This window comes from Amycolatopsis jejuensis (genome assembly GCF_000717335.1).
In the GTDB taxonomy this organism is placed as follows: Bacteria; Actinomycetota; Actinomycetes; order Mycobacteriales; family Pseudonocardiaceae; genus Amycolatopsis; species Amycolatopsis jejuensis.
Window position 1 is genome coordinate 1 of record NZ_JNYZ01000020.1, and the last position, 17,696, is coordinate 17,696.

The 17,696-nt window shown below is 70.1% G+C and carries 14 protein-coding genes and 1 pseudogene; 10 read left to right on the plus strand and 5 right to left on the minus strand.

Annotation, left to right across the window (positions count from 1 at the left end; all coding sequences use genetic code 11):
* Positions 1-184: 184 nt before the first annotated feature.
* Both OO71_RS26080 and OO71_RS26085 read right to left on the minus strand, forming a co-directional pair.
* The gene (locus OO71_RS26080) at positions 185-805 is read right to left on the minus strand and encodes a response regulator (protein ID WP_033292552.1); all 621 of its coding nucleotides are present in this window, start codon (positions 803-805) and stop codon (positions 185-187) included.
* On the minus strand, positions 802-1,965 hold the full coding sequence (locus OO71_RS26085; RefSeq protein ID WP_033292765.1) for a sensor histidine kinase: 1,164 nt from the start codon (positions 1,963-1,965) through the stop codon (positions 802-804). Before OO71_RS26085 ends, OO71_RS26080 begins: the two co-directional genes overlap by 4 nt.
* A 170-nt stretch (positions 1,966-2,135) precedes the next feature.
* On the opposite strand from OO71_RS26085, the gene OO71_RS26090 reads away from it, so the two are divergent.
* Genes OO71_RS26090 through OO71_RS26100 form a run of 4 tightly spaced genes read left to right on the plus strand, consistent with a single transcriptional unit; the run spans position 2,136 to position 4,493 of the window.
* Complete coding sequence (locus OO71_RS26090) at positions 2,136-3,152, plus strand: ABC transporter permease (protein ID WP_033292553.1); 1,017 nt, start codon at positions 2,136-2,138, stop codon at positions 3,150-3,152.
* Positions 3,149-3,373 (plus strand): hypothetical protein, encoded by a 225-nt coding sequence (locus OO71_RS52975; RefSeq protein ID WP_051792179.1) that lies wholly within the window; start codon positions 3,149-3,151, stop codon positions 3,371-3,373. The genes OO71_RS26090 and OO71_RS52975 overlap by 4 nt, the downstream gene beginning before the upstream one ends.
* Complete coding sequence (locus OO71_RS26095) at positions 3,370-4,071, plus strand: ABC transporter ATP-binding protein (RefSeq protein ID WP_033292766.1); 702 nt, start codon at positions 3,370-3,372, stop codon at positions 4,069-4,071. The genes OO71_RS52975 and OO71_RS26095 overlap by 4 nt, the downstream gene beginning before the upstream one ends.
* On the plus strand, positions 4,068-4,493 hold the full coding sequence (locus OO71_RS26100) for a DUF2871 domain-containing protein (RefSeq protein WP_033292554.1): 426 nt from the start codon (positions 4,068-4,070) through the stop codon (positions 4,491-4,493). Before OO71_RS26095 ends, OO71_RS26100 begins: the two co-directional genes overlap by 4 nt.
* Here OO71_RS26100 and OO71_RS46605 read toward each other — a convergent pair.
* Together OO71_RS46605 and OO71_RS26110 are read right to left on the minus strand one after the other, a co-directional pair.
* Positions 4,414-5,842, minus strand: a pseudogene (locus OO71_RS46605) (MFS transporter). The gene OO71_RS26100 and the pseudogene OO71_RS46605 overlap by 80 nt on opposite strands.
* Positions 5,839-6,519 (minus strand): hypothetical protein, encoded by a 681-nt coding sequence (locus OO71_RS26110; protein ID WP_051792368.1) that lies wholly within the window; start codon positions 6,517-6,519, stop codon positions 5,839-5,841. Before OO71_RS26110 ends, OO71_RS46605 begins: the two are co-directional and overlap by 4 nt.
* Positions 6,520-6,929: 410 nt before the next feature.
* Here OO71_RS26110 and OO71_RS52385 point away from each other — a divergent pair, with 410 nt between their 5' ends.
* From OO71_RS52385 to xdhC, 3 genes are read left to right on the plus strand one after another with little or no spacing between them, the layout of a single operon-like run.
* On the plus strand, positions 6,930-9,248 hold the full coding sequence (locus tag OO71_RS52385; protein ID WP_245633776.1) for an FAD binding domain-containing protein: 2,319 nt from the start codon (positions 6,930-6,932) through the stop codon (positions 9,246-9,248).
* On the plus strand, positions 9,245-11,581 hold the full coding sequence (gene xdhB / locus OO71_RS26120; RefSeq protein WP_033292555.1) for a xanthine dehydrogenase molybdopterin binding subunit: 2,337 nt from the start codon (positions 9,245-9,247) through the stop codon (positions 11,579-11,581). Before OO71_RS52385 ends, xdhB begins: the two co-directional genes overlap by 4 nt.
* Positions 11,578-12,426 carry a xanthine dehydrogenase accessory protein XdhC gene (gene xdhC, locus OO71_RS26125; RefSeq protein WP_033292556.1) on the plus strand — a complete coding sequence of 283 codons (849 nt, stop codon included), beginning with the start codon at positions 11,578-11,580 and terminating at the stop codon, positions 12,424-12,426. The genes xdhB and xdhC overlap by 4 nt, the downstream gene beginning before the upstream one ends.
* Here xdhC and OO71_RS26130 read toward each other — a convergent pair.
* The gene (locus OO71_RS26130; RefSeq protein WP_033292557.1) at positions 12,370-13,938 is read right to left on the minus strand and encodes a PucR family transcriptional regulator; all 1,569 of its coding nucleotides are present in this window, start codon (positions 13,936-13,938) and stop codon (positions 12,370-12,372) included. The genes xdhC and OO71_RS26130 overlap by 57 nt on opposite strands.
* Before the next feature lie 172 nt (positions 13,939-14,110).
* On the opposite strand from OO71_RS26130, the gene OO71_RS26135 reads away from it, so the two are divergent.
* Genes OO71_RS26135 through OO71_RS26145 form a run of 3 tightly spaced genes read left to right on the plus strand, consistent with a single transcriptional unit; the run spans position 14,111 to position 17,696 of the window.
* Positions 14,111-15,871, plus strand: coding sequence for an adenine deaminase C-terminal domain-containing protein (locus OO71_RS26135; protein ID WP_033292558.1), 1,761 nt, complete (start codon positions 14,111-14,113; stop codon positions 15,869-15,871).
* On the plus strand, positions 15,868-16,722 hold the full coding sequence (locus tag OO71_RS26140) for an amidohydrolase family protein (protein ID WP_033292559.1): 855 nt from the start codon (positions 15,868-15,870) through the stop codon (positions 16,720-16,722). The genes OO71_RS26135 and OO71_RS26140 overlap by 4 nt, the downstream gene beginning before the upstream one ends.
* Positions 16,719-17,696 (plus strand): ABC transporter ATP-binding protein, encoded by a 978-nt coding sequence (locus tag OO71_RS26145; protein WP_033292560.1) that lies wholly within the window; start codon positions 16,719-16,721, stop codon positions 17,694-17,696. The genes OO71_RS26140 and OO71_RS26145 overlap by 4 nt, the downstream gene beginning before the upstream one ends.

Here is a 17,696-nt window from a genome sequence, read left to right on the forward strand (position 1 = left end):
GGGCTGGGCTGGGCTGGGCTGGGCTGGGCTGGGCTGGGCTGGGCTGGGCTGGGCTGGGCGGTCGATCCGGCCGCCGGTCGGCGCGGTCGGCGCGGCCAATCCAGCCGGGCCGGTCGGCGCGGCCGATCCAGCCGCCGGTCGGCGCCGCGTCCATGGCGCGGTCGGGTCGGCGCCCGGCCCGGGATCACCCGCGGCGGATCAGGCCCTTCGTCTGCGCCGCCGCGACCGCGGACGTGCGGGAATCCACCCCCAGTTTCGCGTAGATGTGCACGAGATGCGATTTCACCGTCGCCTGGCTCAGGAACAGCCGTTTGCTGATCTCCTGGTTCGACAGGCCGTCCGCGACCAGGGTCAGCACCTCGATCTCCCGGGCCGACAGCGCCTCCGCCGGGGTGCGCATCCGGTTCATCAGGCGGTGCGCGACCGCCGGGGCCAGCACGGTCTGCCCGGCGGACGCGTTGCGCACGGCGGTGGCCAGGTCCTCCGGCGGGGCGTCCTTGAGCAGGTACCCCGTCGCACCGGCTTCGATGGCGGCCAGGATGTCGCCGTCGGTGTCGTAGGTGGTGAGCACCAGAACCCTTGGCGCGCCGGGCTTTCCGACGATCTCCGCGGTGGCTTCGACACCGTGCATGCCCTCGCCGAACTGGAGGTCCATCAGCACCACGTCGACCCCGGCCGCGAGCTGAACGGCTTCCTCTGCGGACGACGCTTCGGCGGCCACCTCCAGGTCCGGCTCGGTTTCGAGGACCGCGCGCAGCCCGGCGCGCACCACGGGGTGGTCGTCGGCGAGCAGGAGACGGATCATCGCACGCTCCACGGGAAGCTCACGGCGAGCGCGGTGCCGTGCCCTGGCGACGATTCGACCGTCCACGAGCCGCCCAGCGACCGCGCCCGCGCGCGCATTGCGGACAGCCCGAACCCGGCGTTCTGCGGGTCGAAACCGATTCCGTCGTCCACGGCGTCCAGCGTGACGCTCGTGTCCATGTAGCTCAAGGTGAGCTCCGCGCGGCTCGCTTCCGCATGCCGCACGGTGTTGGCCAATGCCGATTGGGCGATCCGCAGCAAGGCGACCTCGTACGCGGTGGGCACCTCGAACGGCTCTCCGCTGAGGTGAAAGTGGACAGTCAGGCCGGACCGCTGCTGCGTGGTGGCGCACAACCGTTCCAGCGCGGCAGGCAACGACGCACCCTCCAGCTCGACCGGCGCCAGCGCGTACACCAGCCGCCGTGCCTCGGTGAGGTTGTCCTGCGCCGCTTGCCGGGCCTGGGTGACGTGCGGGACCGCCGCTTCCGGCCGGTCGGGCAGCGCGCGTTCGGCCGCCCGGAGCAGCAGGTGGATGCTGGACAACCCTTGCGCGAGCGTGTCGTGGATCTCCCGCGCCAGCCGCTCCCGTTCGGCGAGCACGCCGGCGGACCGCTCGACTGCGGCGAGGTCGTTTCGGGTCTCGTGCAGCTCCTCGATCAGCCGCTGGCGCTGCTCGCTTTCCCGGTACAGCGCCTGATATCCCAGCACGGTCGCCACCGCGACCGCCGCCCCGAGCATCGGCCCGATGGTCACGCCGTACCCGAGACCGCCCACGTGCCGCGTGAACCCCGCGATCGCCACCACCGTGGTCACCGCGACGACCGGCAGCCCCCAGTGCGTCGGCAGCAGGTGCATCTGGAGGAAGAACAGCGGAAACGCCAGCCACACCCCGTCCGGGGTGCGCAACAGCAGCACCAGCCACGCCGCACCGAGCACCGCGAGCCACACCGCGGTGGCCGCCGGCGAACGGCCGACCCTGGGCAGCAGCGGACCGGCCGTGTACACGCCACCCATCACCAGCGCACCGGCGAGCACCTCCAGCGCATGCGGCCGGCCGTCGACGTACGCGCGCGCCACGGCCAGCACCAGCAACCCGCCCAGCAGCAGGTGCAGGCAGATACGCAGCAGGCGCAACGGCCGGTCGAGGGTGTGCGGGTTCACCGGGAAAGCCTCCTCTCCCCGATTGTCCTTGTTCCACTGCACCTCGGCATCAATCGAAAGATGGAGCGTGGCGTGCACCGTTCGATTCCGCAGATCCCGTCCGCAGCGCGATGCTCCCCGGCCCCGGCCCGGCGAGAGTGGAGAGCACACCGAGCCGGAAGGAAAGCACCATGTTCGTCGCGTGGCGGGATCTGCGCTTCGCCAAGGGGCGGTTCGCGCTGATGGGCACCGTCGTCGTGTTGATGACCCTGCTCGTCGGGCTGCTGTCCGGACTCACCGCGGGGCTGGCCGAGCAGAGCACGTCCGCCATCACCGGCCTGAAAGCCGACCACCTCGCTTTCGCGGCGACCGATGGGAAGCTCTCCTTCGGACAGTCCACTGTGACCAGTGAGCAAGCCGCACAGCTCGCCCGCGTTCCCGGCGTGACCAGCGCAGACCTGATGTCGATCCAGACGGTCAACGCGACTTCCGGTGCGCACACCGCTGCCGTGTCGGCCTTCGGGGTCGCGCGGCAGGCAGGAGACACCGTCGTGCTGTCGACCGGTGCCGCCGACGCGCTTTCCCTGCGCGAGGGCGACAAGTTCACCCTTTCCGGTCGTCCGGTCACGGTGGCGGCCGTCTCCGGAGATGCGTCGTTCAGCCACACGCCCGTCGTGTGGACGAGCCTGTCCGGCACCACCGGCACCGTGGTCGCCCTGACCACCACGGACCCGTCCGCGCTCGCCGCCGCCGACGCCCGGCTCGGCACCCGCACCGTCGAAAAGGCCGACGCACTGTCCGCGATCGGCTCGTACTCGGCGGAAAACGGCTCCCTCCAGCTCATGCGCGGGTTCCTGTTCGCGATTTCCGCGCTCGTGATCGGCGCGTTCTTCACAGTCTGGACGATCCAGCGCAGCCGCGACATCGCCGTGCTCAAGGCCCTCGGCGCCACCACGAAGTACCTCCTGCGCGACGCCCTCGGCCAAGCCGTGCTGCTACTCGCCGGTGGAACGGCCCTCGGTACCGGCCTGGCCGCCGCCCTCGGCGCGATCGCCGCCGGAACGGTGCCATTCGTGCTCAACCCGGCCACCCTGCTCGCCCCAGCCGCCGTCCTCGTCGTGCTCGGCATGCTCGGCGCCGCACTCGCCGTCCGCCGCATCACCTCCGTCGACCCGCTCACCGCCCTCACCTCCGGAGCCCCGGCATGAGCCTCCACCTAGCCGATATCACCCTCACCTACCCCGACGGCAACACCCGCCCCACCGCCCTCGACGTTCCGGCGGGCCACCTCGCGGCCAGAACGGTGCCATTCGTGCTCACCCCAGCCACCCTGCTCGCCCCAGCCGCCGTCCTCAGCCTGCTCGGCGCCGCACTCGCCATCCGCCGCATCACCTCCGTCGACCCACTCACCTCCGGAGCCCCGGCATGAGCCTCCACCTATCCGGCATCACCCTCACCTACCCCGACGGCGACACCCGCCTCACCGCCCTCCACCAAGTCAATCTCGACGTTCCCGCGGGCCACCTCGCCGCCGTCGTTGGCCCGTCCGGGTCGGGCAAATCGAGCCTGCTCGCCGTTGCCGCCACGCTCATCACGCCCGACCGCGGCCGGGTCGTCATCGACGGCGTCGAGACCACCGGCAAAAGCCGCGCGCAGCTGGCGGAACTGCGCCGGAACCGGATCGGCATCGTCTTCCAGCAACCCAATCTGCTCGCCTCCCTCACCGCGCTGGAGCAGCTGGAGGTGATGGCCCGCCTCGACGGCATCCCGCGCCGCGAAGCCCGCCACCGCGCCAAAACCCTGCTCGACGCGGTGGGCCTCACCGCTCGTGCCACCCATCGGCCCGGACGGCTGTCCGGCGGGCAGCAGCAGCGGGTGAACATCGCCCGTGCGTTGATGAACGAACCCGCCGTGCTGCTGGTCGACGAGCCGACGAGCGCCCTCGACCGGGACCGCGGCGCGGCGGTCGTCGCCTTGCTCACTACGATCACTCACGAGCAGGCGACGGCCACCGTGCTGGTCACCCACGACCGCTCCGTTCTCGACGCGGCCGACGCGGTGCACGAGGTCGTCGACGGGCGGATCCACCACCCGGCCCGGACCGCGACCGAGGAGAACCGACGATGAAGAAGATCTATTGGGCAGCCGCGATCTACACGATCCTCGGCCTGCTCGGCGGGCTGTACTACCGCGAACTGACCAAGGCGTACGACTTCACCGGCGACACGCAGCTGTCGGTGGTACACACCCACCTGCTCGCCCTCGGGACCCTGTTCTTCCTGATCCTGCTGGCGCTGGAGAAGACGTTCACGCTGTCGGCGGCGAAGTCGTTCTCGTGGTTTTTCTGGCTCTACCAGGCCGGTCTGGTGATCACGGTCGGCACCCTCGTCGTACACGGCACGCTGACGGTGGCAGGCAAGCAGTCCGGCGCCGCGATCGCGGGGATCGCCGGGCTGGGGCACATTCTGCTCACGGCTGCGTTCGTGCTCCTGTTCGTGGGGCTGTACGGACGGATTTCGGGGAAGAAGACCGAAACGTCAGCGCCGTAAGCAACGCACCACCAAGCGCGACCACCGCCGAACCCAGGAACGCGGCCGAGTAACCGTTCGTCAACGCCTCGACGTCGCCGACGGAACCAGCCGCCAACGCGGTCATCACCGCCAAGCCGAGCGCCGAACCGACCTGGTAACCCGTGTTGACGATGCCCGACGCGAGCCCGCCCTCCTCCGGGCGGGCGGCGGAAATCGCGGTGCCGAGCGACGGGACGAACGCGAGCGCCATGCCGAGCGCGGCGACCAGTGACGCGGGCAGGACGTCGGCCAGGAAGCTGCCGTCCGGCCGGATCAGCGACAGCCAGCCCGGCGGCCAGCAGCAGAAGCCCCGTCACGATCGGGGTCTTCGGGCCGTACCGAGCGAGGACGCGCGGCGCGAGGGCGATCATCCCGAGCATGATCAGGCCGGTCATCGGCAGCAGCGCGGCGCCCGCGGGGAACGCGCGGTAGCCGAGGACCTGCTGCAGGTACAGGTTCAGGAAGAACCACATCGGAATCCACGCGCCGCCGAGGAAAACCTGCGCGAGGTTCGCGGCGCCGAGCCGGGGTGCGCGGAAGATCGACAGCCGCATCAGCGGGGTCCGCGTTTTTGCCTGTACCAGCAGGAAAACGGCCAGCAGGACGACGCCCGCACCGAGGACCAGCCAGGTTTCCGGCGCCGTCCAGCCGGTTTCGGGGGCGCGGACGATCCCGTACACCAGCGTCCCCAGGCCGAGCGTGACGATGAGCGCGCCGAGGACGTCGACGGTGCCGCGTGTTCCGGCGGACCCGCCCGGCAGGACCACGCGGGTGGCGAGCAAGGCGACCACCGCGACGGGCACGTTGAGGTAGAACACCCACGGCCACGACAGGTACTCGGTGATCACTCCGCCGAGGAACACGCCCGCGGTACCCCCGGCCGGTGCCGCGGCGCCGTACAGGGCCAGTGCTTTGGCGAGTTCCTTGGGGTTCGCGCCGAAGAGCATCATCAGCAACGTGAGCGCGGACGGTGCGATGAGCGCTGCCCCGGCGCCCTGCACGATCCGCCCGGCGAGCTCCACCGGCACGTTCCCGGCGACGCCCGCCAGCACCGACCCGGCCAGCAGGATTGCCCATCCGATCGCGAACAGCCGTCTGGCGCCGAACAGGTCGGCCAGCCGCCCGCCGAGCAGCAGGAGGCCGCCGAACGCGATCACGTACGCGTTGAACACCCAGGACAGGGTGCTCGGGGTGAAGCCGAGGTCGTCCTGCATCCGCGGCAGCGCGACGCCGATGATCGACGTATCCATGATCACCATGAACTGCGCCAAGGCGATCAATCCGAGCGCCCACCAGCGGAGCGTGCTTGCTTTTTCGGTGGTGGTCATCGTTTTTCGCTTTCTGCGTCGAGGACGAAGCCGGCGGTGTGCGCGACGCCGTCGACCTGGAAGTCGAGGTACAGGAGGTAGCGGCCTGCGGTCGGGGCCTCGGCGTGGAAGCGGATGCCGTCGGCCGGTTCGCCTTCGAGGGCATGGATGTGCAGGTAGGCGAGGTCGCCCTGGCGCAATGCGACCAGGTGCCCGTACGAGCCCAGGTACCGCTCGAGCGCCGGTACCGGCTGGCCGTTCCGGGTTACGCGGGCGGTCAGGATGGTCCCGTTGCCGAGGGCGCCTTCGAGGGTGACCGTGTAGCCGTCCGTTTCGCTCCGCGCATGCGGTAACGGATCCCATGGCCGGTATTCACCGGGGACCTCGACAGTCCGCGAAAGTGTCACGCCCGGCCCGCCGTCCGGGGTGAAGTCGGTGAAAACCCGGTAGCTACCGGCAGCTTCCCAGGTCCACGGGATGGTCCAGACGCCGGTTGCCGGGTCGAGCACGGGATGGCGGTGGCGGAAGTACGCCCCGTCGCTGCGGACCACGATCAGGTGCAGTTGCTTGCCGTGCGCCTCGCCGAACCGCGTCACCGGGTGGCCGTCCGCCGTGGTGATCGTGAACGACAACTCGCCATCGGTCGCGTGGACCGCGCCGAGCTGGAAGCCGTCGCTCGAAAGTGCGGTGCTGGTCATCGGAATCCCCTTCGGTGTGCTGGTGATGTCCGAGACCATATACCCCCTAGGGGTATTTATCAGTGTGTCGTGGGTCTCGCCGCGGGCCTTGTCTGACTGCGCGCCCGGAGTTACGCTTCGGCAACCGCGGTGTGTCTGCACCGTCCCGATTCGCCCGAAGGGGGTTCGCGTGTTCCTCAAGACCGAGCGATTCGCCGACCTCCGCCGCCGCATGCGCGAGTCCGCCTGGAACAAGGGCCGGGTCGCGCACGGACGGCCAGCGCAGCACTGAGCGCCCCCGGCGCTTTGCTGCTGCCCCGGGCGGGCTGAGCCCCCGCCTCCGCCGGATCTCCCGGCCCCCTCCAGCGGTCCCCCGCCTGTAATGGCCTTGCGCGGACCGCGGCGAATCGAAGACGAGAGGAACCACTGCGATGGTCGACGCCGAAGTCACCGTCAACGGGAATCACCCCGACCCGGGCGATGCCGGGAAGACCGCCGGAGCGCGAGACACCACAACGGGCGACGCGGAAGCCACTAACGGGCCACGCACCTCAGCGGCTAACGTCTCCGACGGCGGGCCACGCACCGCGACGGGCGACGTCGGGGCCACCGACGGGCCGCGCACCGCAGCGGCTAACGCCTCCGACGGCGGGCCGCGCACCGCGACGGGCGACGTCGAGGCCACCGACGGGCCGCGCACCGCAGCGGCCGACGCCTCCGACGGCGGGCCACGCACCGCGACGGGCGACGTCGAGGCCACTGACGGGCCGCGCACCGCGACGGGCGACGTCGAAGCCACCGACGGGCCGCGCACCGACGCAACCGACGGCACAAAGACGGGTGACGCGCCACGCACCGCAGCCGCCGAAGCGGCGACGGGCGACATGGCGCAAGGCATTGCAACGGCCGATCTCCAAGCTTCCGGTGGCGCACCGCGGACCGCAGCAGCCGACGCCGACGCCGCTGTCGGCGGGCCACGCACCGAACCGGCCGATGCCACAAAGCCGAGCGACGCGCAACAAACCGCAGCCGCCGACGCCGCGAAGGCCGATAGCGCGCGAGACGCTGCAACTGCCCACACCGAATCCGCCACAGGCGGGCCACGCACCGCAGCGGCCGAGGCCGAAGCCGAAGCCACCGTCCGCGGGCCGCGCACCGAACCGGCCGAGACCGGAGCCTCAGACGGCGGGCCACACACCACGGTCGCCGCCGCCGACGCCACTGTCGGCGGGCGACACACCGCAGCGGCCGACGCCGGAGCCATATCCAGCGGGCCACACACCGAAGAAACCGACGCCGGAGCCTCAGACGGCGGGCCACACACCGCAGCAACCAACGCCGAAATCACCGTCAACGGGAAGCGCACCCCGATCGGCGAGGTTCCCGTGCATACCACTGCGCTCGACTGGCTGCGCGGGCTTGGCCTCACCGGCTGCAAGGAAGGTTGCGCCGAGGGCGAGTGCGGCGCCTGTGCGATCCTCGTCGCGCGGCCTGGTGTCGGCGTGCCTACCGACCTCGTTGCCATCAATGCCTGTCTTGCCCCGGTTGGGTCGCTTGACGGGCAGGAAGTCTGGACTGCCGAAGGGCTCGGCGGGGCCGAGCTGCATCCGGTGCAGCGGGAAATGGCCGTCCGCGGGGGGTCGCAGTGTGGGTACTGCACTCCGGGGTTCGTGTGCAGCATGGCGGCCGAGTACTACCGCGGCGATCGCGCCACCACCGGTGACCACCATGCGCCCAACGGGTTCGATATTCATGCCCTCAGCGGGAATCTCTGTCGCTGCACCGGGTACCGGCCGATCCGCGACGCGGCGCACGCGCTCGGCAGCCCCGCGGAAAGTGACCCGCTCGCCCAGAGGCGCAAGCACAACGCGCCGGAAGCCGTGGCCACAAGGTGGCACAGCGAAGGGCGCGACTACCTGAGGCCGTCCGGCTGGGAGGAGGCGTTGCGGCTGCGGCGGGACCGTCCGGATGCGACGTTCGTGGCCGGGTCCACTGACTGGGGCGTCGAGGTGAACATCCGTGGCGTGCGGGCGGACTGCGTCGTCGCCCTCGATCGGCTGCCGGAGTTGCAAATACTCGAGTTCGCCGAAGATACCCTCGAAATCGGCGCTGGGCTCAGCCTCACCGAGATCGAGCGTCGTCTCGACGGGCGGGTTCCGCTGCTGAGTGACCTGATGCCGCAGTTCGCGTCCCGGTTGATTCGCAACGCCGCGACTCTCGGCGGGAACCTCGGTACCGGTTCGCCGATCGGGGACTCCGCGCCGGTGCTGCTGGCATTGGACGCCGGCGTCGTGTTGTCCAGTGTGGACGGCGACCGGGAGGTGCCGCTCGCCGAGTACTTCACCGGGTATCGGCAGAGTGTCCGGCGGCCGGACGAGTTGATCCGGTCCGTCCGGATTCCCTTGCCCTTGGCCGGAACCACGGCGTTTCACAAGGTCGCCAAGCGGAGGTTCGACGACATCTCCAGCGTTGCGGTCGCCTTCGCACTAAGCCTCGAAGACAACAGGGTCCGGACAGTAGCTATCGGGCTCGGCGGAGTCGCCGCGACGCCGATCCGGGCGCGGGACACCGAGGCGGCACTCATCGGGCAGCCATGGACTGAAGAAACCGTTCGTACCGCGGCAGAAGTGCTGCGTGGCGAGGGCACGCCGATGGACGACCACCGCGCGAGTGCGGCCTACCGCGCCGCGACGCTGGGTCGCAGCCTGCTGAAACTGCACGCGGACTCCCTGGAGGGGGCACGAGCATGAGTGCACTGTCGCAACGTCCGGAAAGCCCGGCCATCGGGATCGCCCGGCCGCACGAAAGCGCCGCGGGGCACGTCATGGGTACCGCGCTGTACACCGACGACCTGGTCGCCCGCACCAAGGACATCCTGCACGCATACCCCGTACAGGTATCCGAAGCACACGCCAAGGTGCTCGCGATCCGCACCGACGCGGCCGAAGCGGTACCCGGCGTGGTCCGCGTCCTGACCGCGGCCGACGTTCCCGGGGTCAACGATTCCGGTGTGCACCACGACGAACCGCTGTTCCCGTCGGAGGTCATGTTCTTCGGGCACGCGGTGTGCTGGGTGCTCGGCGAGACCTGGGAAGCCGCGCGGCTCGGGGCGGCGGCGGTCGAGGTGGACACCGAACCGCTGCCGTCGCTGGTCACCGTTCGCGACGCGATTGCCGCGGGCAGTTTCCAGGGCGAACCGCGGGTGGTGGCGCGCGGCGACGTGGACTCGGCGCTCTCCGGCGCGGCGCACGTGTTCGAGGGCGAGTTCGACTTCGCCGGACAGGAGCATTTCTACCTCGAAACCCAGGCGTCACTGGCCTATGTGGACGAATCCGACCAGGTTTTCGTGCACAGCAGCACGCAACATCCGTCCGAGACCCAGGACATCGTGGCGCACGTGCTGGGCAAGCACAGCCACGAGGTCACCGTGCAGAGCCTGCGGATGGGCGGCGGTTTCGGCGGCAAGGAATGGCAGCCGCACGGGTACGCCGCGGTCGCTGCGCTCGGTGCCACGCTCACCGGCCGTCCGGTGCGGCTGCGGCTCACCCGCACGCAGGACATGACGATGACCGGGAAACGGCACGGCTTCCACGCGCAGTGGCGAGTCGGCTTCGACTCCGACGGCCTGCTGCAAGGGCTCGACGTCACGCTCACCGCAGACGGCGGCTGGAGCCTCGACCTCTCCGAGCCGGTGCTCGCCCGCGCGCTGTGCCACGTCGACAACGCGTACTGGATCCCGCACGTCCGCGCGATGGGCCGGATTGCCAAAACCCACAAGACCTCGCAGACCGCCTTCCGCGGGTTCGGCGGTCCACAAGGGATGCTCGTCATCGAGGACATCCTGGGCCGCTGCACGCCGCTGCTCGGCGTCGACCCCACCGAGCTGCGCCGCCGCAACTTCTACTCCGAAGGCCAGCACACGCCGTACGGCATGCCAGTGCGGCACCCGGAACGCATGCGCCGGATCTGGCAGCAGCTCCTCGCAACGAGCGACGTCGACCAGCGGCAGACAGAGATCGCCGAGTACAACGCCGCGCATGCGCACACCAAACGCGGCCTCGCGGTGACCCCGGTGAAGTTCGGGATTTCGTTCAACCTCACCGCGTTCAACCAGGCCGGCGCGCTGGTGCACGTGTACAAGGACGGCTCGGTGCTGATCAACCACGGCGGCACCGAAATGGGACAGGGCCTGCACACCAAGATGCTGCAGGTCGCCGCCACCGCGCTCGGCGTACCGCTGGAGAAGGTACGGCTGGCGCCGACCCGTACGGACAAGGTCCCGAACACCTCGGCCACCGCGGCGAGTTCGGGTGCGGACCTCAACGGCGGCGCGGTGAAGAACGCCTGCGAGCAGATCCGCGACCGGCTGCTGGAGGTGGCCGCGAAGAAGCTCGGCGAGGGCGACATCCGGATCGTCGGCGGCGTCGCGCGGGCTTCGTCGGGTGCGCAGCTGGGCTGGGACGAGCTCGTGTCCGCCGCGTACTTCGACCGCGTGCACCTGTCGGCCGCCGGGTACTACCGCACCGAGGGCCTGCACTGGGACGCCGCGACGATGAGCGGGGTGCCGTTCAAGTACTTCGCGTACGGGGCCGCGGTCGCCGAGGTGGAGGTGGACGATTTCACCGGCGCCTACCGGACCCGGCGGGTGGACATCGTGCACGACGTCGGCGACAGCCTGTCCCCGCTCATCGACATCGGCCAGATCGAGGGCGGGTTCGTGCAGGGGCTCGGCTGGCTGACGCTCGAAGACCTGCGCTGGGACGAGTCCGACCGGCCCACCCGCGGACGGCTCGCGACGCAGGCGGCGAGCACGTACAAGCTGCCGAGCTTCTCGGAAATGCCGGAGGTCTTCAACGTCACGCTGCTCACCGACGCAGCCGAGGAAGGTGCCGTCTACGGCTCGAAGGCGGTCGGGGAACCGCCGTTGATGCTGGCGTTCTCGGTGCGGGAAGCGTTACGACAGGCGGTCGCGGCATTCGGCGAACCCGGGCACAGCGTCGACCTGGCGTCCCCGGCCACGCCGGAAGCCGTGTTCTGGGCGATCGAACGGGTCACCGCCCTGGTCCCGGCAGGCCGGTCATGAACTGGCTCACCGCCGTGCAGCACCTGCGGGAAGCGGGTCTGCCGGGCGTGCTCGTGACGGTGACGGCCGTGCGCGGGCACGCCCCGCGGGAGGGCGGCGCGAAAATGGTGGTCGGTGAGTCCGAATGCCACGGTACCATCGGCGGCGGCAATGCCGAGGCGGTCGCGGTGGATCGGGCGCGGGAACTGTTGCGGGACAACGCACTCAGTCCGGAGACGATCACGCTTTCGTTGTCCGACAAGGCTCCGTACCAGCACGGCGTGCAATGCTGCGGAGGGACGATGACCCTGCTCTTCGAACCACTTCCAGTCCGCCCAGCGGTGGCCATTTTCGGCGTCGGCCACGTCGGTTTGGAGCTGGCGAGGATTCTCGCCCGGCACGAGGTATCCCTGCATCTGGTGGACAGCCGTCCGGAGCAGCTCACGCCGGAACGCCTCGACGTCCTGTCCGATGCGGTGGCGAGCGTGCACGTCCACCGCATCCCGCTGCTGCCCGAGACCGTGCTGTCGACGCTACCCGCCGGAACTCACGTGCTCATCATGACGCACGACCACGCCGAGGACATCGCTTTGTGCGACGCGGCTCTGCGGAACGGCACCGGTGGGTCGATCGGATTGATCGGGTCCGCCGGAAAGTGGTCCCGTTTCCGGAAACGGCTCACCGACCTCGGGCACGAGGAAACAGCGTTGTCCCGCATCACCACCCCGATCGGCATTCCGGAAATCACCGGGAAAGACCCGGCGGTGATCGCGGTGAGCGTGGCGGCGGCCTTACTGCAGCAATTCACCTCACGAAACCCGGAGCGCAAGGGTGAATTCCAGCCTTCCCTGCAGGCTCGTCAGTGACTTGCCGGTGAGTGCTTCGATCCGCTGAATCCGGTACCGCAGCGTATTCACGTGGATGTGCAGGGCATTCGCGCAGCGGGACCACGAACACGCCGTCTCCAGGAACACTTCCAGGGTACGGACGAGATCGCCGTGGTGCGCGTTGTCGTAGGCGAGCAAGGGGCCGAGAAAACGGTCCCGATACGCAGCGCGCACCTCGGCCGGAACTGCGGCCAGCAATTGCTCGAACGAATCGATTTCCTGTGTGGCGACGACCCGTAACGCACCGGATTGCAATTCCGCCAGTTTACGCGCCTGCCGGGCCTCACCGAGCGCGGACAGCAATGCTTCCGGCCCCACCGCGGCGGTGCTGATCCCGATCGCGAGCCGGTGCCGGTCCAGCCCGAGCGACATCAGACCCGCCCGCGACCGGATGTACTCCGTCAGCGCGGCGACGTCCTTGCGCATCGGAATCACCGCAATGGCCTCGGTTCCCACCGCCGTCGCGTGTACAATCGATTGCGGCACATCGGAAAACGGCACCAGCAGGTCCACCATCACCGTGCGCGCGATCGCGCCCGCGCTCGCCGGGGTCACCGCTCCGGCCACCACCACGTACGGGCTCTGGTCGAGGCCCATCCGCGCGAGCTGCCCGGCGAGTTCGCCCGGCTCGCCCGGGTTTCCCGCGAGCGTGTCCGTCACCAGGCGTTCGAGCTGGGCGTTCTCCAGCCGCCGGACCTCTTCGCGGCGCTCGCGCTCCAGGCTCACCAGCGCGGCGAGCTCGGTCATCGACTCCCGCGTCCCGTCGCTCCACGTGCGGTAGTCGCCTTCGCAGGCCAGAAACCAGCCGATCACGCGCGGACGGATATCGTCGCCCACCGGGAAAATCGAGAAATCCGCGGACCGCCCACCGCTGCGGATACGCGCCCGGTGCGGAAACGACGTGGCGGTGAGGAACTCCCGGGCGAGCGTTTCGCCTTCGGCCCCGGCGGGATGGGACGGCGCGATCGCCGGGACCCGGCCGGTGGCGGTGAGCAGCCAGAACGGCACCTCGGGATCGTCCGCGGACAACGCCAGCAGCGCGTCGAGGCCGCCGTGCCTGCTCACCGAGCTGACCAGCTTCCGGCGCCGCCGCAGCAGGTCCGCCAGATCCTCGTGCCGGTTGTCGATCAACGCCCGGTGCACGCAGCCGGAAACGTGCGAGAACGACACTCCCTGCGGGATTTCCACCAGCGGCACGTCGTGTTTCACGCAGGCCCGCACCAAATCCTCCGGCACCCCGCCGTACGCCGCCTCGCCCGCCGCCAGGCACGCCACGTCGCTTTCCGCGAGGGCCGCCACGAACGCCTCGGAATCCTCCGCGCTGCGCCGCCACATCAGCCCGGTCAGCACGAGCTCGCCGCCGGACAGATGCCCGCGCGGGTCGAGCACGTCGGTGCTGAGCACCCAGCGGATCTGCCGGTCCAGGTGCGATTCCCCGGCAAGGCAGCGCAGCCGGAGATCGGCCAGCTGCATCAGGTCGCGAATGCGCATTCCTCGCCCGCTTTCCCTCGCGCCGCTCCCTGGGCACTGGAGAAACCTACGAGACCAGTGCCGCGGAGGCGGTCGAAGCTTCGTGTCCGACCACATTGTGCCTGTCGCGCCCGTGAACGTTAACTGAACGCCTCGAAGGCAGCAGGTCGCGACAGCGCGAAAGGCAGCGCCCATGATGGAAGCCCCGTCCCTCCTCGTGCGGGATGCCACCCTGGTCAACGTGTGGTCGGGAGAGATCTACCCGACCGACGTAGCCGTCCGCGGGAACCGGATCGTCTCGGTGACCGCCGGCGAATTCCGCGAGGCGGAACAGGTCATCGACGCCGGTGGCCGCTACGTGGTCCCCGGTCTCCTCGACCCGCACATGCACCTCGACACGACGTCGCTCAGCCCCGGCGAGCTCGCCAGGGTCGTCGTGCCGCTCGGGTGCACCACCGTTTTCGTGGACACCACCAACATCATCACCACCGGCGGCCCGGACGGCGTCCGGAGCGTGATCGACCAGTTCGCCGGGCTCCCGCTCCGCGCGTACTTCGCCATGCCGTCGTACTCGCCGGTGGACCCCGACCGCGAAACCGTCGCGTACGAAATGGATTCCACCGACCTCGACCGGATGCTGGCATGGCCGGAATCGGTCAGCATCGGCGAAACCATCTCGTCGAAGATCCTCGCCACCGACCCGGCGTACCTCGAACGGCTGGCGCTGTGCCTGGCCCGCGGGCTGCGCGTGTCGGGTCACGGCGGCGACCTGCCGCCCGAGGTCGAAGCCGCTTTCGACGCATACGTGACCGCCGGGGTCCGCGACGACCACTGCGTCACGAAACCGGCCGACATCCGGCCGCGGCTGCGGCGTGGCGTCGCGATGTTCGCCGTGGAATCCGCGGGCCGGGAAAACCTGACCAACGGGCTCGTCGACTTCATCCGCGACGCGCAGGTCCCCACCCGGCACCTGCATTTCTGCATCGACAACATCACCGTCACCAGCATGGTCGCCCGTGGTTTCGGCTACCTCGACCGTTCCGTGCGGGTGGCGATCGAAGGCGGCCTCTCGCCGGTCGAAGCCGTGCGGATGGGCACGCTCAACACCGCGCAGCACTACCGGCTCGCGCACCTGCTCGGCAGCGTCTCCCCCGGCCGCCTTGCCGATTTCTCCCTCGTCGACGACCTCGCCCAGTTCCGCCCGGACATCGTCGTCGCGGACGGCAAGGTCGCCGCGGTCGACGGGGTGCTCGTCGCGAAGGTCCCCGAGCCCGAGTTCCCCGCCACCTATCGCACCACGGTCCGCCTGCATCCGACCCTCGACGCGAAACGCCTTGCGGTACCCGCTCCCGACAGCTCGACCACAGCGCGGGTACGCGTGATTCACGCCAGTGACCAGGACGCGGCGTTCAACCGCGCGGAAACCGCCGAACTCCCGGTGGTCGACGGCCTGGTCCAGCCGGACATCGCGGCGGACGTGCTCAAGTTCTGCATGGTCGAGCGGTATGGCCGCAACGGCAATGCGACCGTCGCGTTCATCCGCGGGTTCGGCCTCACCACCGGTGCCATCGCGAGCTCGGTTTCCGGGCCCTCCAACAACATCGTGTGCGCCGGGGTCGACGACGGCGACATGTGGACCGCCATCCGCCGGGTGGAGGAAATGCAGGGCGGGTACGTCGTCGTCCGCGACGGCGAGGTGCTCGCCGACGTGGCGCTGCCGGTCGGCGGCATCATCTCCGAACTGCCGTACGAACAGGTCGTCGACTCCGTCGCCCGGCTGGAGCAGGTCGCGCAGGACGCGCTCGGCTGCGTGCTGACCAACCCGGTCCGTGCGCTGGCCGGGACCGTGCTGCACACGCTGCCCGCGTACGGCATGACCGACCGCGGCCTGGTCGAGGTCTCCACCCGAGAATTCGTCCCCGTCGTCCTGCAGCCCGAGGAAGTGGCCCGATGACCGACGCCATCCGCGACCGGGTCCGCGCTCTGACCCGGGAGATCGGCACCGCCCGCGGGCACCACCGGGCCGACCTGGTCCTCCGCAACTGCCACGTGATCTCCCCCTACAGCAACGAAACCCACCCTGCGGACGTCGTCCTGCTCGGCCGCCGGATCGTCGCGGTACGGGAGAACTTCGACGGCCCGGCCGCCCGCGAGGAGGACTGTTCCGGCCTGCTCGCCGCACCCGGGCTGGTCGAACCGCATCTGCTGCCCGACCCCGACCTGACCTGGGCGGAAATCGGCTGGAACGCGGTCCGCACCGGGACGACCACGGTGGTCACGCCGGAGCTCGGCCCCGCCGACGGGATCGCGCGGTACGACCTCCCCGGGCGGCTCTTCGAGGCAACCGGACACGGCCTCACCCAACGCAGCGGCCCGTCCGCGGACTATGCCGGAGCCACCGTGCAGTCCGCCGCGGCCACACACGGGCTGGGGATGGCGCGCGTCCCGGGCAGTTCCGTGCGGTCCACCCTGCGGATGGGCCGGACGGTGCTGGTCCCGGACGACGCCGAAGTCCTCACCGCAATCGCCGACGGCACCCTCGACGCGCGGCATCTGTGCCTGGGCACCGGGTCCGGGCAGGTCCTTCCGGAGGTCGCGCGGGCACTCGCCGCCGGGATCTCCGCGCCGGTCGCCCTGCAGCTCGGCAGTCTCAACGCGGCCACGCACTACGGGCTCGACCACGTCCTCGGCAGCATCACCCCGGGCCGCTGGGCCGATTTCTTCCTCACCGAAGACCTCGGCGCGCTGCCCACACGCGTGTACGTCGGCGGGGTGCTCGTGGCGGAGAACGGGAACCGGCCATGAGTGCCGTGCTGTCGGTCCGCGGGCTCACCGTGGAAATCCACGGCAACGCGGGTCCGCTACGGCCGGTCGACGGGGTTTCCTTCGACCTGGCAAAGGGTTCCGTACTGGGGGTGCTCGGCGAATCCGGGTCTGGCAAATCGATGCTGCTGCGTACCTTGATGGGCATCGAACCGCCGGGGGCCGCGGTGTCCGGCGAGGTGTGGACCCGCGAGCGCGACCTGATCGCGATGCCGCCGCGGGAACGAAACGGCACCCGGGGCGCGTGGATTTCCATGGTGTTCCAGAATCCGATGACCGCGCTCGATCCGGTGTACACAGTGGAGCAACAGCTCGTCGAACCACTGCGCCGGCATTCCGGAATGGACAAACGCGCAGCCCGCACGCGCGCGCTCGAACTACTGGAGCTCGTGCAGATCACCGAACCGAAACGGCGGCTGCGGGCTTACCCGTTCGAGCTCAGCGGCGGGATGCGGCAGCGGGTCGCGATCGCCGCCGCGCTGGCCTGCGGCGCGAGCGTGCTGCTGGCCGACGAGCCGACCACCGCGCTCGACGTCACCGTGCAGGCACGGATTCTCGCGCTGCTGAACGACGTCCGCACCGAACTCGGGACGAGCACCGTCATCGTGACCCACGACGTCGGCGTGACCGCGGAAATCGCCGACGAGGTACTCGTCCTCTACGCCGGGCGCACCATCGAGTCCGGCACCTGCCGCGAAGTACTGAAGAACCCCCGGCACCCTTACACGATCGGGCTGCTGGACGCCAACGTCCGGGGCGGGCAACGCACCCGTCCCGTGGCCATCCCGGGTGCCCCGCCGAACCTGGCGCTGCTGCCGTCCGGGTGTTCCTTCGCACCCCGCTGTCGCCACGCCGCGGCCCTCTGCCGTGCCGACGACCCGCCCGTGCGGCGGTTCACCGACAGCCACACCGCCCGATGCGTCCTCACCGGCGCATCCGCGGACCGAGGAGAGTGA

What these genes read in the sequence shown, in the direction of transcription:
- OO71_RS26080 (WP_033292552.1), bottom strand. Translation starts at nt 805, where the DNA reads ATGATCCGTCTCCTGCTCGCCGACGACCACCCCGTGGTGCGCGCCGGG.
- OO71_RS26090 (WP_033292553.1), top strand. Translation starts at nt 2,136, where the DNA reads ATGTTCGTCGCGTGGCGGGATCTGCGCTTCGCCAAGGGGCGGTTCGCG.
- OO71_RS52975 (WP_051792179.1), top strand. Translation starts at nt 3,149, where the DNA reads ATGAGCCTCCACCTAGCCGATATCACCCTCACCTACCCCGACGGCAAC.
- OO71_RS26095 (WP_033292766.1), top strand. Translation starts at nt 3,370, where the DNA reads ATGAGCCTCCACCTATCCGGCATCACCCTCACCTACCCCGACGGCGAC.
- OO71_RS26100 (WP_033292554.1), top strand. Translation starts at nt 4,068, where the DNA reads ATGAAGAAGATCTATTGGGCAGCCGCGATCTACACGATCCTCGGCCTG.
- OO71_RS26110 (WP_051792368.1), bottom strand. Translation starts at nt 6,519, where the DNA reads ATGACCAGCACCGCACTTTCGAGCGACGGCTTCCAGCTCGGCGCGGTC.
- OO71_RS52385 (WP_245633776.1), top strand. Translation starts at nt 6,930, where the DNA reads ATGGTCGACGCCGAAGTCACCGTCAACGGGAATCACCCCGACCCGGGC.
- xdhB (WP_033292555.1), top strand. Translation starts at nt 9,245, where the DNA reads ATGAGTGCACTGTCGCAACGTCCGGAAAGCCCGGCCATCGGGATCGCC.
- xdhC (WP_033292556.1), top strand. Translation starts at nt 11,578, where the DNA reads ATGAACTGGCTCACCGCCGTGCAGCACCTGCGGGAAGCGGGTCTGCCG.
- OO71_RS26130 (WP_033292557.1), bottom strand. Translation starts at nt 13,938, where the DNA reads ATGCGCATTCGCGACCTGATGCAGCTGGCCGATCTCCGGCTGCGCTGC.
- OO71_RS26135 (WP_033292558.1), top strand. Translation starts at nt 14,111, where the DNA reads ATGATGGAAGCCCCGTCCCTCCTCGTGCGGGATGCCACCCTGGTCAAC.
- OO71_RS26140 (WP_033292559.1), top strand. Translation starts at nt 15,868, where the DNA reads ATGACCGACGCCATCCGCGACCGGGTCCGCGCTCTGACCCGGGAGATC.
- OO71_RS26145 (WP_033292560.1), top strand. Translation starts at nt 16,719, where the DNA reads ATGAGTGCCGTGCTGTCGGTCCGCGGGCTCACCGTGGAAATCCACGGC.